Annotated in this window: 12 protein-coding genes; 5 read left to right on the forward strand and 7 right to left on the reverse strand. The window is 71.0% G+C overall.

Translation table 11 applies throughout. From position 1 onward, the window contains the following. Positions 1–24: 24 nt before the first annotated feature. Complete coding sequence (locus GON04_RS17630; RefSeq protein WP_157399337.1) at positions 25–795, forward strand: 3-hydroxybutyrate dehydrogenase; 771 nt, start codon at positions 25–27, stop codon at positions 793–795. Positions 796–801: 6 nt separating this feature from the next. On the opposite strand, the gene GON04_RS17635 is transcribed toward GON04_RS17630, so the two are convergent. From GON04_RS17635 to GON04_RS17645, 3 genes are read right to left on the reverse strand one after another with little or no spacing between them, the layout of a single operon-like run. Beyond that, positions 802–1,614, reverse strand: coding sequence for a metallophosphoesterase (locus tag GON04_RS17635; protein WP_181653635.1), 813 nt, complete (start codon positions 1,612–1,614; stop codon positions 802–804). After that, a complete protein-coding gene (locus tag GON04_RS17640) occupies positions 1,611–2,594 on the reverse strand; it encodes a diacylglycerol/lipid kinase family protein (RefSeq protein WP_157399338.1) in 984 nt (327 codons plus the stop codon). The genes GON04_RS17635 and GON04_RS17640 overlap by 4 nt, the downstream gene beginning before the upstream one ends. Positions 2,595–2,649: 55 nt before the next feature. Then, positions 2,650–3,354 carry an SIMPL domain-containing protein gene (locus tag GON04_RS17645; RefSeq protein ID WP_157400749.1) on the reverse strand — a complete coding sequence of 235 codons (705 nt, stop codon included), beginning with the start codon at positions 3,352–3,354 and terminating at the stop codon, positions 2,650–2,652. Positions 3,355–3,522: 168 nt separating this feature from the next. On the opposite strand from GON04_RS17645, the gene ompR reads away from it, so the two are divergent. Both ompR and GON04_RS17655 read left to right on the forward strand, forming a co-directional pair. Then, positions 3,523–4,254: an osmolarity response regulator transcription factor OmpR gene (ompR, locus tag GON04_RS17650; RefSeq protein WP_157399339.1), complete on the forward strand. Its 732-nt coding sequence runs from the start codon at positions 3,523–3,525 to the stop codon at positions 4,252–4,254. A 128-nt stretch (positions 4,255–4,382) separates the two neighbouring features. Further along, complete coding sequence (locus GON04_RS17655; protein ID WP_157399340.1) at positions 4,383–5,837, forward strand: sensor histidine kinase; 1,455 nt, start codon at positions 4,383–4,385, stop codon at positions 5,835–5,837. Here the strand turns inward: GON04_RS17655 and ispF are convergent. Both ispF and ispD read right to left on the reverse strand, forming a co-directional pair. Further along, on the reverse strand, positions 5,834–6,319 hold the full coding sequence (gene ispF / locus GON04_RS17660) for a 2-C-methyl-D-erythritol 2,4-cyclodiphosphate synthase (RefSeq protein ID WP_157399341.1): 486 nt from the start codon (positions 6,317–6,319) through the stop codon (positions 5,834–5,836). The genes GON04_RS17655 and ispF overlap by 4 nt on opposite strands. Then, the gene (gene ispD / locus GON04_RS17665; protein WP_157399342.1) at positions 6,316–7,029 is read right to left on the reverse strand and encodes a 2-C-methyl-D-erythritol 4-phosphate cytidylyltransferase; all 714 of its coding nucleotides are present in this window, start codon (positions 7,027–7,029) and stop codon (positions 6,316–6,318) included. Before ispD ends, ispF begins: the two co-directional genes overlap by 4 nt. Before the next feature lie 59 nt (positions 7,030–7,088). On the opposite strand from ispD, the gene mfd reads away from it, so the two are divergent. Then, positions 7,089–10,535, forward strand: coding sequence for a transcription-repair coupling factor (mfd, locus tag GON04_RS17670; protein WP_157399343.1), 3,447 nt, complete (start codon positions 7,089–7,091; stop codon positions 10,533–10,535). A gap of 79 nt (positions 10,536–10,614) precedes the next feature. Next, a complete protein-coding gene (gene serB, locus GON04_RS17675; RefSeq protein WP_157399344.1) occupies positions 10,615–11,340 on the forward strand; it encodes a phosphoserine phosphatase SerB in 726 nt (241 codons plus the stop codon). Between the two features lie 10 nt (positions 11,341–11,350). Here serB and GON04_RS17680 read toward each other — a convergent pair whose 3' ends face one another. Next, a complete protein-coding gene (locus GON04_RS17680) occupies positions 11,351–14,080 on the reverse strand; it encodes a sensor histidine kinase (protein WP_157399345.1) in 2,730 nt (909 codons plus the stop codon). Next, positions 14,077–15,669 (reverse strand): alkaline phosphatase D family protein, encoded by a 1,593-nt coding sequence (locus tag GON04_RS17685; protein WP_157399346.1) that lies wholly within the window; start codon positions 15,667–15,669, stop codon positions 14,077–14,079. The genes GON04_RS17680 and GON04_RS17685 overlap by 4 nt, the downstream gene beginning before the upstream one ends. Positions 15,670–15,683 lie beyond the last annotated feature (14 nt).

The raw sequence follows: 15,683 nt of genomic DNA on the forward strand, positions 1-15,683 counted from the left end.
CCAACCACCCACGGAGATCGTCCCATGCTCAAAGGGAAAACCGCCCTCGTCACCGGCTCCACCAGCGGCATCGGGCTGGGCATCGCCAAGTCGCTGGCCGCCCAGGGCGCCAACATCGTGCTCAATGGATTCGGCGACGTCGAAGGCCCCAAGGCCGAGGTTGCCAGGCTCGGCGTCAAGGTCGGCTACCACGGCGCCGACATGGGCAAGCCGGCCGACATCGAGGCCATGATGGCCTACGCCGCCTCCACGTTCGGCCAGGTCGACATCCTCGTGAACAACGCCGGGATTCAGCACGTCGCCAAGGTCGAGGACTTTCCGCCCGACCGCTGGGATGCCGTCATCGCCATCAACCTGTCGAGCGCCTTCCACGCCACGCGGCTCGCGCTGCCCGCCATGAAGAAGGCCAACTGGGGCCGCATCATCAACGTCGCCTCGGTGCACGGCCTGGTGGCCTCGGCCGAAAAGGTGGCCTACGTCGCCGCCAAGCACGGCATCGTCGGCATGACCAAGGTGGTGGCGCTGGAGACGGCCACCTCCGGCGTCACCTGCAACGCCATCTGCCCCGGCTGGGTGCTCACGCCCCTGGTGCAGAAGCAGGTCGATGCCAAGGCCGCCGCCAACGGCTGGAGCAACGAGGAGGCCACGCGCCAGCTGCTCGGCGAGAAGGAGCCCTCGATGCAGTTCACCACGCCCGAGGAGCTCGGCGAGCTGGCGGTCTTCTTCTGCTCTCCGGCCGCCAACAACGTGCGCGGCGTGGCCTGGAACATGGACGGCGGCTGGGCCGCGCAGTAAGCCGGTTCAGGCCAGCGCCAGCGTGCGGGTCGAGGCGGCCGTGAAGGCCCCCGCCCGCTCGTCGTAGTCCCAGCGCTCCAGGAGGCAGTGGCGCCGTTCGGCGCCGCGGTGCTGCCGCCATTCGATGAAGTTGACGGAGTTCGAGGTGCCGTGCCGCACCCGTGACGACACGGCCGTGCCCGCCTGCACGCACCACATCGCCCGCGGCGTCGGGGTCTCGCGCGCCGCCAGGTCCAGCACGTAGGGCAGATGGATGTGCCCGCCCAGCACCAGATCGGCGCCGGCTGCCGACCACGCCTGCAGCGCCGGCTCGGCCTCGCGCAACCGGTCGTGCACGTCCTCCGGCCGGCCGACTTCGGCCGGCTGGTGCGTCACGACGACCCGCAACTGGCCGCCGCGCGCCTGGCGCAGCCGGTTGGCTACCCGGGCGGCCTGCACCGGCGACACCGCGCCGTTCTTGTGCATCGAGGCGCGCGTGGTGTTCACGCCGATGAGGAGGAACGCGTCGGTCTCGAGCACGGGCTCCAGCGTCGGGCCGAATGCATCGAGGTAACGGACGTAGGGCCGGAACAGCCGGGCAGCGACGTCGAACAGCGGGATGTCGTGGTTGCCGGGCAGCGCCAGCATCCGCGCAATGCCCAGGTCGCGGCAGAACTGCCGGGCCGCCTCGAACTGGGACACCTGGGCGCGCTGGGTGATGTCGCCGCTGAACACCAGCACGTCGGGGCGCCGCTGGTGCGCCAGCGCCAGCAGCGCCTGCACCACGTGCGGCAGTTCGGTGCCGAAGTGGGTGTCCGACAGGTGCAGCAGCAGGCTCACGCCACGGGTACCCGGTCCTCGTCGCGCGGCACCATCAGCAGCAACGGGCGCGATGCGACCGAAAACCGCAGCGGCGGTGCCATCACGCCGACTTCGCCGTCCGCGGCCAGCTTGAGCTTGCGCATGCCCACCACCTTCACGGTGAGCGAACGGAACGCGAAGCTGTCCACCTGCTCGGCCTCGCCCAGCCGGCCGATCGCGCCGCGCAGCATCAGCAGCACCATGCGCCCGGTGCCGATGGGTCGGGCCATGACCGCCGCGAGTTCGCCCTCCCCGACCCGGGCCACTACCTCGGCCGGCAGGCCGATGCGCTCGAGCTGCAGGCGGTTGTTGCCGACGAACAGGGTCGGCGTGCGCACCACGACCGCCTGGCCGTCGCGCTCGAATTCCAGCGTCAGCTGCCGACGCCATTCGAAGATGGTCACCAGGCCGGCCAGCACCGCCACCCAGCGGCGGCGCCCGAACTGCTGCTTGAAGACCTCCCGGTCCTCCAGCAACTGCGGATAGAGCCCGACACTGGCGTTCACCAGGAACAGCCGGCCATTGACCTCGCCCACCGCCACCGGACGGGGCCGTGCCCGCAGCAGCATGCGGGCCGCCTGCTCCAGGTCCTGCGCGATGCCGTGGTCGCGGCCGAACAGGTTGAAGGTGCCTTGCGGCAGGACGCCGAGCGCGCAGCCGGCCCGCCACGCCGCCTGGGCCACCGTGTTGATGGTGCCGTCGCCGCCGACGGCGACGATCACGCCCTTGCGGCCCCGCGCTTCCTCGGCGGCACGCCGGCTCGCCTCCTCCAGGTCACCCGGCCCGTCGACGTCGATGAACCGGAAGGCACGGCCTTGCTCACGGAACACCGTAGCCAGCGCCTCGCGCCGGGCCTGGCCATCCTGTGCGCCCGAACCCGGGTTGGACACCACCAACAGTTCGGGTACCTGGCCCGCCACGGTGTCGGCGGAAATGTCGTCGGCTTGCGCGGCCTGCATCCGGCCCAGCTTAGGAGGGCCGGGTGGTGGCTCCGTGTCGGACGGCGGCGTGACCTCAGCGCAACTGGACGGAACCGGAGACGTTGACGACCACGTTGGCCTTGCCCGCCTCGAGCGGCACCGGGGCGTCGCCGGCCGCCTTGGCCTCCATCGCCATCACGCGCGGGCGCGGCGGCAGGCCCTGGTCCAGCGCCTGGACGGAGACTTCGCGCAGGGTGTACGCCGGAAAGCCGAAGCCCTTGGCCAGCTCCGCCGCGCGAGCACGGAAGGCCGACACGGCCTGGCCCTGCGCCTCACGTTCCGCCGCCTCGCGCGCAGGACGGCTCAGCCGGAAGCTCGACGACGACACGGCCATGCCCGGCAGGCGACCGGCCAGTTGCCCCATGCGCGCGAAGTCCGTGCCTTCGAGGATGAGCTCGGCCGTGCCCTGCCAGGCGCTGATGCGCCCATCGCGGCCATGGCGCGGACCCACGGTGAAGGCTCCGGTGCGCACGTCCAGCTGGCCCGGCTGCGCCGAGCGGCGGGCATCGGCCAGCGCCGCCTCCAGCACCGCCTTCAACTGCGACTGCACCTGCGCGGCATCGCTGCCCTCGCGGGTGGCCTGCAACTGCAGGACCAGGAGGTCCTGCGGGACTTCGACGGTCGCGCTGGCGGCCAGCTGCACGACGTTTTCGGGGACCGGCAGCACCTGCGCGGCGGCCCAGGAGGCGGTGGTGGCGAGGCAGGCCGCGAGGGCCAGGGGACGGGTGATTCGACGCATCATGGCAGTGTCAACGGGCGGCCCAGCGCGGCCGTGGACCGCGGCCAAGTGATCCGGTCCCAGCTGCCGCAACTTCTGTAACAGTGTGTCAGAGCTCCCGGGGATTCCCGCACGGTTGCTGGCAGCCTCCTTCAGAATCGGCGCTGTTACAAATACGTTTGGACCAACATGACACAAGCTGCAGCCCGCACTGACAAGATCCTCGTGGTCGATGACGATGCGCGCATCCGCGACCTGCTCAGGCGGTACCTGACCCAGGAAGGCTTCGAGGTCATCCTGGCCGAGGACGGAAAGGCGCTCAACCGCCTGATGCTGCGGGAGACCGCCGACCTCATCGTTCTCGATCTCATGATGCCGGGCGAGGATGGGCTGTCCATCTGCCGCCGGCTGCGGGCCGCCAACGACCGCACCCCCATCATCATGCTCACGGCCAAGGGCGAGGACGTGGACCGCATCGTCGGCCTCGAGGTCGGCGCCGACGACTACCTCGGCAAACCGTTCAACCCGCGCGAGCTGCTGGCCCGGGTGCACGCGGTGCTGCGCCGCCGCCCCGCGCAGGAAGCCCCGGGCGCGCCGTCCAGCGAGAACGAGGTGGTCACCTTCGGCCCCTTCGCCTTCGACCTCGGCGCGCGCACCTTGCGCAAGAACGGCGACGAGCTGCCGCTCACCACGGGTGAGTTCGCGATGCTCAAGGCGCTGGTGCGCCACCCGCGCCAGCCCCTGTCGCGCGAGAAGCTTGCGCAGCTGGCCCGCGGCCGCGAGTTCGAGCCGTTCGACCGCAGCCTGGACGTGCAGGTGTCGCGCCTGCGCAAGCTGGTCGAGCTCGATCCGGCTTCGCCCCGCTACATCCAGACGGTCTGGGGCGTGGGTTACGTGTTCGTACCGGACGGCGCGGGTTGATCCTGCTGCGCTCGCAGCGCGGCAATGCCAGAATCAAGATCGCCGCCGCCGTCGTCCAGTCAAGATCGCCGCCGCCGTCGTCCAGAGGAGGAGACGGCAGGCCGCAACCGGCCGCAAGAAGTGAAGCCATGATCCGAGGGGAATTCATCGAAGTCACCAGCCCGGCGCCGCTCGAGACGGCTCCGGCTCCGCTGGACATGCGCCCGCGGGTCGGGCTGTCGCTGTTCTGGCGCACCTTCTTCCTGCTCTCGCTGCTCCTCATCGGGTCCATCGTGGCCTGGCTGCAGACGTTCCGGGCGCTCGAGTTCGAGCCGCGGGCGGTGCAGACGGCCCAGCAGATCGCGTCGCTGGTAAACCTGAGCCGGGCCGCCCTGCGCTACTCCGACGCCATCGCCCGCGTCTCGCTCATCAAGACCCTGGCCGAGCAGGAAGGCGTGCGCATCCTGCCGGCCAAGCCGACCGACGTGTACATGACCGTCGACGACCTGTCGCTGGACGACCGCATCGCCGACGAGCTGCTGGGCCGCATCGGTCCCGGCACCGTGCTGGCGTCGGCGGTCAACGGCGAGAAGGGCTTCTGGGTCGGCTTCAAGATCGACTCCGATTCCTACTGGCTGCTGCTGGACCGCAACCGCTTCACCAAGGTGGGCGGCCGCACCTGGCTCATCTGGCTCATCACGGCTGCCGGCCTGTCACTGGCCGGTGCCGCCCTCATCGCCCGGCTGATCAACCGCCCGCTCAAGCAGCTGTCGTTCGCCGCCAGCCGGGTGCGCGACGGCGACTTCGATGCCAGCCGCCTGGATGAGAAGGCCGTCACCAGCGAGATCCGCGAGGTGAACATCGGCTTCAACCGAATGGCGCAGCAGCTGGCCAAGATCGAGCAGGACCGGGCCGTCATGCTGGCCGGCATCTCGCACGACCTGCGCACGCCCCTGGCCCGCCTGCGCCTGGAAACCGAGATGAGCGTCGCCGACGCCGACGCGCGCGAGCACATGGCCGCCGACATCGACCAGCTCGACGCCATCATCGACAAGTTCCTCGACTACGCCCGGCCCGACCACGCCGAGCTCAAGCCGGTCTCGCTGCGCGACGTGGTCGAGGCCTGCGTCTACGCGGTGCAGGACAACGAGGACATGCGCATTCACGTCGACGTGCCGAAGAACCTCTTCGTGCTGGCCGACGAGGTCGAGCTCGCCCGCGTGGTGTCCAACCTGCTCGAGAACGCGCGGCGCTACGGCAAGACGCCCGAGACCGGCATCGCCAAGGTCGACATCGCAGCCAAGGCGCGCAACGAATGGGTGCTGCTGAAGGTGCGCGACCATGGCATGGGCGTGGCACCGGAAGCGCTGCCCAACCTCATCAAGCCGTTCTTCCGTGGCGACGCCGCCCGCACCGCCGCCACCGGCGCCGGCCTGGGCCTGGCCATCGTCGACAAGACGGTGCAGCGCATGGGCGGCATCTTCGCGCTGGCCAACACCACCTCGGGCGGGCTGGCGGCGCACATCAAGCTGCAGAAGCCGAGGGCGCCGCAGGCGGCCGACGGCCAGCCCGAGCAGCTGCAGCGCGAGACCTCCGACGACTAGGAACCGGCGCGCACCAGCAGCGCCACCGCCCGGGCCTCGATGCTCTGGCCCTGTCCCACCGGGCCGAGCTTTTCGGCCGTCTTGGCCTTGACGTTCACCTGGGCAGCGTCCACGCCCAGCGCCTTGGCGATGCGCGTGCGCATGGCGTCGATGTGCGGCGCCAGCTTGGGCGCCTGGGCCACGACGGTGCTGTCGACGTTGCCGACCTGCCAGCCGGCCGCACCCACCCGCCGCACGGCCTCCTCCAGCAGCAGCACCGAGTCGGCGCCGCGGAAGCGCTCGTCGGTGTCGGGGAAATGGCGGCCGATGTCGCCCAGGCCGGCGGCCCCCAGCACCGCATCGGTGATCGCGTGCAGCAGGGCGTCGGCGTCCGAGTGCCCGAGCAGCCCGCGGCCGTAGGGGATGGTCACGCCGCCGAGGATGAGCGGGCGGCCCGGCACGAGCGCGTGCACGTCCCAGCCTTCGCCGATGCGGATGGTCATGTCGTCCTGCTTTCGAGCACGGCGCGGGCCAGGGCGAAATCCTCCGGCCACGTCACCTTGAAGTTCTGCGCGCTGCCCTGCACCAGCCGGGCTTGCAAGCCGAGCGCCTCGATGGCCGACGCCTCGTCCGTCACGCCCGGGCCGGCCTCGGCCAGCGCCCGGCGCAGCAGGCCGAGGCGGAACATCTGCGGCGTCTGCGCCAGCCACTTGCCCTGGCGCGGCAGCGTGGCGGCCACGCGCCCGCCGGCCTCCTCCTTCAGCGTGTCGGCCAGGGGCTGGGCCAGCAAACCGCCGACGGTGTCGTCGGCGCAGGCATCGATGAGGCGGTCGACCAGGGCCGGCGTGACCAGGCAGCGCGCCGCGTCGTGCACCAGCACCCAGTCGTTCTCCGACGCGCCGCGCCGGTGCAGTTCGTCCAGGCCGTTGGCCACGGTCTGCGCGCGGGTGGCGCCGCCGCATGCCACCACGGTGTAGCCGCTGCCGGCCGGCATGCGCCGGTCGTCCGGCGCGACCATCACCAGCAGCGACGCGAGGCGCCGGACCTGCGCCAGGGCGGCCAGCGTGTGCAGCACCAGCATCCGCCCGGCGAGCGGTTCGTATTGCTTGGGGCCTTCGGTGCCGGCGCGGCTGCCGGTTCCTGCGCACGGCAGCACGGCGTGGAACCGCACAGGGGAATCGGAAGGATGGGCCGGCATGGAGATGGGGGCCATTCTAGAATCCATGCACACCCCTCCCTGCCCGGCGAGGGGTGTTCGCATTTGCACCACCGATGGAACTTCCCAAGCTGTCACCCGGCAAGCGCTACGCGCTGCCCCGCCCTCCCGGCTCGGCGGACGCGCTGTTGCTGGCCCGCCTGTCCGAGCGCGAGAAGGCCGCCGGCCGCCCCACCGGCATCGTCACGGCCGGCGCGGCCGATGCGCAGCGCCTCATCGACGAACTGGCGTTCTTCGCGCCCGACCTGCGGGTGGCGCTGTTCCCCGACTGGGAAACGCTGCCCTACGACACGTTCTCGCCGCACCAGGACCTGATCAGCGAGCGCCTCGCCACGCTGTGGCGCATCTCGCAGGGCGAGGCCGACGTCGTCATCGTGCCGGCCACCACGGCGCTGTACCGGGTCGCCCCGCCGTCCTTCCTGGCCGGCTACACGTTCTCGTTCCAGGTGAAGCAAAAGCTGGAAGAGGCGCGGCTGAAGGCGCAGCTCACCCTGGCGGGATACAACCACGTCACGCAGGTCGTCAGCCCCGGCGAGTACGCGGTGCGCGGCGGCCTGATCGACCTGTTCCCGATGGGGTCGGCCGTGCCGTATCGGGTCGACCTGTTCGACGACGAGATCGACTCGATCCGCACCTTCGACCCGGACAGCCAGCGCAGCCTGTATCCCGTGCCCGACGTGCGCCTGCTGCCCGGCCGCGAATTCCCGATGGACGACGACGCACGGGCCAAGTTCCGCAGCCGCTGGCGCGAGCTGCTGGAGGGCGACCCGACCCGCAGCCGCATCTACAAGGACATGGGCAACGGCGTGGCCACCGCCGGCATCGAGTACTACCTGCCGCTGTTCTTCGACGACACGGCGACGGTGTTCGACTACCTGGGTCCCCAGGCCACGCTGGTGCTGCATGGCGACCTGGAGCCGGCCTTCCAGCGCTTCTGGCAGGACACCCGGGACCGGCATCGCCTGCTGCAGGGCGACCCCGACCGCCCCATCCTGCCGCCCGAAGCCCTGTTCCTGACGATCGAGCAGTTCTACGGCCGCGCCAATGACCACGCCCAGCTGGCCTTGCGGCCGGGCACGCAGGACATCGCGGACAGCGCGCTGTTCCAGAAGCTGCCCGAGCTGTCGGTGGTGCGCGGCGCCGAGGAGCCGCTGGCCCGCTTCCGCCAGCACGTGGCCGCCACCGCGCACCGCGTCCTCGTGGTCGCCGAGAGTGCGGGTCGCCGCGAGAGCCTGCTCGACTTCCTGCGCGCCAGCCAGGTGTCGCCACCGGCGTTCGATTCGCTGGAGGAGTTCCTGGCCAGCGACGAGAAGCTGGGCATCGCCACCGCGGCGCTGGCCGAGGGCTTCAGCTGGGTGGCCGAGGCGCTCGACATCGTCACCGAGACCGAGCTGTTCGCGGCCGGCGCCACCACGCGCCGGCGCAAGAAGCAGGAGCAGGTCAGCGACGTCGAAGCCCTGATCAAGGACCTGTCGGAGCTGAACGTCGGCGACCCGGTGGTGCACACGCAGCACGGCATCGGCCGCTACAAGGGCCTGGTGAACCTGGACCTGGGCCAGGGCAACACCGAGTTCCTGCACCTGGAATACGCCGACAAGGCCACGCTGTACGTCCCGGTCAGCCAGCTGCACCAGATCAGCCGCTACACCGGCGTGTCGGCCGACGAGGCGCCGCTGCACAAGCTGGGCTCGGGCCAGTGGGAGAAGGCCCGCCGCAAGGCCGCCGAGCAGGTGCGCGACACCGCCGCCGAGCTGCTGAACATCTACGCCCGCCGCGCGGCGCGCGAGGGATTCGCGTTCCGCTTCTCGCCGCAGGACTACGAGGCCTTCTCGAACGACTTCGGCTTCGAGGAGACGGCCGACCAGAACGCGGCCATCCACGCCGTCATCCAGGACATGATCTCGCCGCAGCCGATGGACCGGCTGGTGTGCGGCGACGTCGGCTTCGGCAAGACCGAGGTCGCCCTGCGCGCCGCCTTCATCGCCGTCACCGGCGGCAAGCAGGTGGCCTTCCTCGCTCCCACCACGCTGCTGGCCGAGCAGCACTTCCAGACGCTGGTCGACCGCTTCTCCAAGTGGCCGGTCAAGGTGGCCGAGGTGTCGCGCTTCCGCTCCGGCAAGGAAGTGACCGCCACGCTCAAGGGCCTGGCCGACGGCAGCGTCGACATCGTGGTGGGCACCCACAAGCTGCTCTCCGAATCGACCAAGTTCAAGAACCTGGGCCTGCTCATCATCGACGAGGAGCACCGCTTCGGCGTGCGCCACAAGGAGGCGATGAAGGCCATGCGGGCCGAGGTCGACGTGCTCACGCTCACCGCCACGCCCATCCCGCGCACGCTGGGCATGGCGCTGGAGGGCCTGCGCGACCTGTCGGTCATTGCCACTGCGCCGCAGCGGCGCCTGGCCATCAAGACCTTCGTGCGCAACGAGGGCAACGGCGTGGTCCGGGAGGCCGTCCTGCGCGAGCTCAAGCGCGGCGGCCAGGTGTACTTCCTGCACAACGAGGTGGAGACGATCGCGAACCGGCGCGAAAGGCTGGAGGCGCTGCTGCCCGAGGCCCGCATCGCGGTCGCGCATGGCCAGATGCCCGAGCGCGAGCTCGAGCGGGTGATGCGCGACTTCGTGCAGCAGCGCTTCAACGTGCTGCTGTGCTCCACCATCATCGAGACCGGCATCGACGTCCCGACGGCCAACACCATCGTCATCAGCCGGGCCGACAAGTTCGGGCTGGCGCAGCTGCACCAGCTGCGCGGCCGCGTCGGCCGCAGCCACCACCAGGCCTACGCCTACCTGATGGTGCCCGACACCGAGAGCCTGACCAAGCAGGCGGCCCAGCGCCTCGACGCCATCCAGCAGATGGAAGAACTGGGCTCGGGCTTCTACCTCGCGATGCACGACCTCGAGATCCGCGGCGCCGGCGAGGTGCTGGGCGAGAACCAGAGCGGCAACATGCTGGAGGTGGGCTTCCAGCTGTACAACGAGATGCTGGCAGAGGCGGTGCGTTCGCTCAAGGCCGGCCACGAGCCCGACCTGCTGGCGCCGCTGTCCGTCACCACCGACATCAACCTGCATGCCCCGGCCCTCCTGCCCGAGGACTACTGCGGCGACGTGCACCTGCGGCTGTCGTTCTACAAGAAGCTGGCCACGTCCAAGACCACCGACCAGATCGACTCGCTGCTGGAGGAGATCGTCGATCGCTTCGGCAAGCCGCCGGCGCAGGCGCAGACCCTGATCGACGTGCACCGGCTGCGCGTGCTGGCCCGCCCCTATGGCGTGGTCAAGGTCGACGCCGCGCCGGGCGTCATCACCATCACCTTCCGGCCCAACCCGCCGGTGGAGTCGCTGCGCATCATCGAGCTGGTGCAGAAGAACCGCCACATCAAGCTGGCCGGCAACGAGAAGCTGCGCATCGAGCGCGAACTGAAAGAGCCCCGCGACCGGGCGCAGATGGTGCGCGACGTGCTGCGGTCGCTGGGGCAGCCGAAGGTTGCTGAAACGGCCTGAAGGCGGGAGCGGACGCAAACCCCGAACGCGCACTCCCGTACGTCCCGTTTCCTCATTCCAGAATGGGAAAATCGCCCCCATGCCACTGACCTCCTTCGCTCCCGGCCTTTCCATCCAGGGCTTCACCCCGCCGCTGCGGCTGTCCGACTTCAAGCTGGTCGCGTTCGACATGGACTCGACCCTGATCAACATCGAGTGCGTCGACGAGATCGCCGATGCGGCCGGCCGCAAGGAGGAAGTGGCCGCCATCACCGAGGCCGCGATGCGCGGCGAGATCGCCGACTACAAGGAGAGCCTGCGCCGGCGGGTCGCCCTGCTGCGCGGCGTCACGGTGGCCGACATGGAGCTGGTCTACACCCAGCGCCTGCAGCTCAACCCGGGCGCCGAGAAGCTGGTGAAGGCCTGCCAGGCGGCCGGCCTGAAGACGCTGCTGGTGTCGGGCGGGTTCACTTTCTTCACCGACCGCATCCGCGACAAGCTGGGCATCGACTACACCCGCTCCAACGTGCTGGAGATCGAGTCCGGTCCCAATTGCGGCCAGCTCACCGGGCGCATGGTCGACCAGCCCTGGGGCGACATCTGCGACGGCGCCGAAAAGCGCCGCATGCTGCTGGAGACCTGCGCGGCGCTGGGCATCGATCCCCGGCAGGCCATCGCGGTGGGCGACGGCGCCAACGACCTGCCGATGATGGGCGAAGCCGGCCTGTCGATGGCCTGGCACGCCAAGCCCAGGGTGCGCGAGCAGGCCATGGTGGCGGTGGACGAAGGTGGCCTCGACCGCCTGCTCGAGGTGGTGCGCCCCTAAGCGGCGCCCGTCAGGCCGGCGCGCCGGCCGGCACCATGGGCAGGCGCACGGTGAAGGTCGATCCCTTGCCGAGGGTGCTCTCCACGTCGATGCGGCCGCCGTGCACCTGGACCGCGTTCTTCACGATGGCCAGGCCCAGCCCCGTGCCCTGGATGCTGCCGACGTTGCTGGCGCGGTGGAACGACCCGAACAGGTGGCCGACCTCGTCGGGCGGGATGCCGATGCCCTGGTCGGCGACCTCGAACACCAGCTCGGCGCCCTCGCGCCGCACGTCGAAGCGCACCTGGCCGCCGTCGGGCGAGTACTTGATGGCGTTGAACAGCAGGTTGCCGAAGATGTGGCGCAGCAGCTTCTCGTCGCAGCGGCAGGTGCCCACCGCGGGAGCGGCCCGCACCGCGATCTCGCAGTCGGTGTCGGGGTGCTGCGCCCACACCTCCTCGACCAGGCGGCGGCACAGCGCCGGCAGGTTCACGTCGGCCGGGCGGAACTCCAGCATCTGCGCGTCGGCCTGGCCCAGCAGCAGCACCCGGTCGAGCATGCGCGACATGCGCTGCACGCCGGCCGCGATGCCGTCCAGGGTTTCCAGGCGATCGGTCGCGGGCAGCCGGTCGCCGTAGTGCCGCAGCACCTCCTCGGCCGACAGGATGGCCGCCAGCGGCGTGCGGAACTCGTGGCTGGTCATCGCCACGAAGCGCGTGCGCAGGTCGTTCAGCGCCCGCTGCTGCTCCAGGGCCTCCAGGATCTCGGCCTCGCCCTTCTTGCGCTCGGTGATGTCCAGGAAGGTCCAGATCACGCCCGAATCGGGGTCGTTGGCGCGCACGCAGCTGCCGCCCATCTGCACCCAGATCAGCTCGCCGGTGCGGCGCCGCAGCTGCCGCTCGCAGGTGTAGCCGTTGGTGGCGATGAGCGAGGCGCGCGCCTCGACGCCGAACCGCTCCCAGCTCTCGCGGTCGGCGTGGATGTACAGGGACGACTGGCCGATGAGGACCTGGCGCGGGTAGCCCAGCATCTGCGCGAACTTCTCGTTCACCCACTCGTGGATGCGGAACACCGACAGCACGATGCCCACCACGGCGTTGTTCAGGATGGCCTCGCGCTCGGACATCGTCGACTGCAGCTGCTCCTGCAGCCGCTTGCGCTCGGTGATGTCCATCACCACCCACACCGTGCCCTGGCCCAGGTCGCGGCGGCTCACCGCCTTGCCCGACAGCGCCACCCAGATCAGCGCGCCGTCGCGCCGCCGCACCAGCAGCTCGCGCTCGTACACCTCGCCGCGCGCCACCGCGGCGGCCACTTCGCGGCCGACCTGGAGGTAGTCCTCGCGCGACAGGTAGAACGGCTCCATCGAGGTGATCGGCTCGAAGCCGCCGCCGAAGATGTCGGCCATGGCCTTGTTGGCCCAGCGGAAACGCCCCTCCGGCGTGAGGAAGGCGATGCCGACGATGGAGTTCTCCAGGATGACCTCGCGCTCGTCCAGCACCTGCTGCAGCCGGGCCTGCGACTGCGACAGCGCCTCCACCATCGCGTGTTCGGCCGCGATGCGGGCCTGGGCCTGCTCCTTGAAGCGGCGCGCCACGTTGATGCGGTCGCCGAGGGCGAACGACAGCAGCACCATTTCCAGCGCCGACCCGATCAGCAGCGAGTTGGCCGTGACGGCGTTGGACGGCAACAGGCCGACGTTGTGCAGCAGCAGGATGGCCACCCCCAGCAGGAGCAGCGCCCAGGCCAGGAAGAAGGCGCGCGCGCCGGCGAAGCCGCCGCGGGTGCCGAGGTAGCCCAGCACGAACACGGTGACCACGCCCGCCAGGGACAGCCCGATGACCAGGTACGCGGACGAGCGGTACGGCAAGGCCAGCGAAGCGACCAGCGCGACGGCCCAGCCAGCCATCTGCGCCAGCACCAGCCTGTCCAGGCGCGGCATCCGTGCGGCGCTGGAGAGGAAGCTGCGCGCGAACTGCAGCCCGAAGAGGGCGGTGGCCGTGAACGCCACCGGCACCGACACGGTGTTCCACCAGGTCTGCCCGGGCCACAGGAACTGCGCGCCCAGGCCGAGGAGCGCGGCCTGGCCGACGCCCATCGCGGCGACGAAGGCCACGTACACCAGGTAGGAGCGGTCTCGCACCGAGACGAACAGCAGCAGGTTGTAGAGCAGCAGCCCGCCCAGCAGGCCGAAGTAAAGGCTCAGGCCCGCGTAGGTGGCCTGGTCGTGCTGCCACAGCGCCGCCGGCTGCCACAGGCGCGCCGGCGCCGACAGCGTGCCGGCCGACGCGATGCGCAGGTACAGCACGGTGGGGCCGCCAGGCTGCACGTCGACCTTGAACACGTGGTTGCGGTGCGGCATCGTGCGGTCGGCGAAGGGCTCGGTGTCGCCGCCCACCTGGCGCGCGACGCCGCCGGGGCCGGGCACGTAGACCTCCACGCGGTCCAGCGGCGGGTAGGCGATCTCGAGCAGCCATTCGCGCGGCGCCTGCGGCTGCGCGTCCAGCCGCACCATGAGCCACCAGGCAGACCGCGACAGGCCGAAGTTCGGACCCGGCCCGCTGGCCGGCACGGGCTGGAACCGGGCCTGCAGCGCCGGTTGCCTTACCTCGTCGACGGTGAGCATGCCGCCCGGGTCCTCCAGCGCCGCGAAGGCGCGCGACAGGGCGTACACCGGCTCGGTCCCGATCGCGACGCTGCCGGCCTGGCAGGGCAGCACGGCCGCCAGCAGCAGCCACGCCAGCCACAGGGCGCGCCTCATGCCCGCTCGAGCCGGCGGCGGCCGGCTTCGACCGTGAACCGGGCCAGCGTCGAGACCTGCGCGTCGATGCGCCGCGCATCGTCCAGGCCGCGCAGCGTGGTGGTCAGGCGATCGGGCGTGAACTCGGCGACCCCGTAACCCCGGTGGGCGGCGTCGGCGAAGACGAAGTGCGGGTTCTCGGCCAGCCGCGCCGGCAGGCGCTCGGCGCCACCGGGCCGCGACGTGATGCTGGTGCCGCAGAACTCCACGCCCAGGAGCTCGCTGTCGGCGCGGTCGTAATCGGCGAGCACGTGGCCGACCCAGTTCTCGTGCACGTCGCCGCCCAGGAACACCGGGTTGGCGACCCGGTGACGCTGCAGCGCCTCCAGCAGGCGCCGCCGCGCCGCCGGGTAGCCGTCCCAGCCATCACCGGCAAAGAGCTGGCCGGGCCCCGATCGCAGGTCGCGCTGCCCGAACAGCGTCTGCTGGCCCAGCACGGTCCAGGCCTGCGGAGCCTCGCCCAAAGCCTGGTCGAGCCAGCGCTCCTGCTGCGGGCCGAGCAGGGTGCGCCGGGGGTCGTCCCAGGACGGGCAGGTGGCGGGGTCGACCGGCCCGGAGGCCTGTCCGTCCGGTGCGCAGGCCTGCGGATCACGGTACTGCCGGTCGTCCAGCAGCAGCAGGTCGGCCAGCCGGCCGAACCGGTAGCGCGTGTGCAGGCGCAGTTCGCCGCCCGCCCGGCCGGCCGTGAGCGCCTTCGCGAACTCGGCCGCGCGCACCGGCATGTGCTCGTAGTACGCCTGGTAGGCCGCCGCCCGCCGGGCCGCGAAATCGGCCACCGCGTTCATGCGCAGCGGGCGCGGATCGCCGGCGTGCCCGCCGGCGTAGTCGTTCTGGACTTCGTGGTCGTCCCAGGTCACCAGCCAGGGGCAGGCGGCATGCATCGCCTGCAGTCCGGGCTCGCTGCGGTGCAGGGCATAGCGTTCGCGGTACTGGGGCAGCGTCTTCACCCAGCCCAGGGTCGGGAAGCTGCGGACCGCCGCCGTCGCATTGGGGTACTCGTAGATGTAATCGCCCAGGAACACCACGAAGTCCGGCCGCTCCGCGTGCATGTGGCGCCAGGCCGCGTAGTGCCCGTGCTCCCACCGTTGGCAGGAGGCGTACGCGATGCGCAGCAGGTTGGGCGCCGCGCCGGGCGCAGGCAGCGTCCGGGTCCGGCCCACGGTGCTGGCGGCGTCGCCGGCCAGGAAGCGGTAGAAGTACCAGCGGTCCGGCTCGAGCCCGGGCACTTCGACGTGGACGCTGTGCCCGAGGTCCGGCAGGGCCAGGGCCTCGCCGCGTTGCACGATCTGGGCGAAGTTCTCGTCGTGCGCCACTTCCCAGTGCACCGGCAGCGCCGAGCGGCCGCCGTCGGGCAGGCCCCCTGCCGGCAGCAGCCGCGTCCAGAGCACGACGGAATCCGGTGCAGGGGCGCCGCTGGTGACGCCCAGCGTGAAGGGGTCGCTGGACCATCGCTGCTGCGCCTGGGTGCCGCGGGGCAGCCACAGCGTGCCGGCGGCCGCCGCCGCGAGCTGGAGCAGCCTGCGGCGGTCCGGACGGTGGGCGGCGGTCATGGCCGGCGGACTAT

It is taken from the genome of Ramlibacter pinisoli (genome assembly GCF_009758015.1).
Taxonomy (GTDB): domain Bacteria; phylum Pseudomonadota; class Gammaproteobacteria; order Burkholderiales; family Burkholderiaceae_C; genus Ramlibacter; species Ramlibacter pinisoli.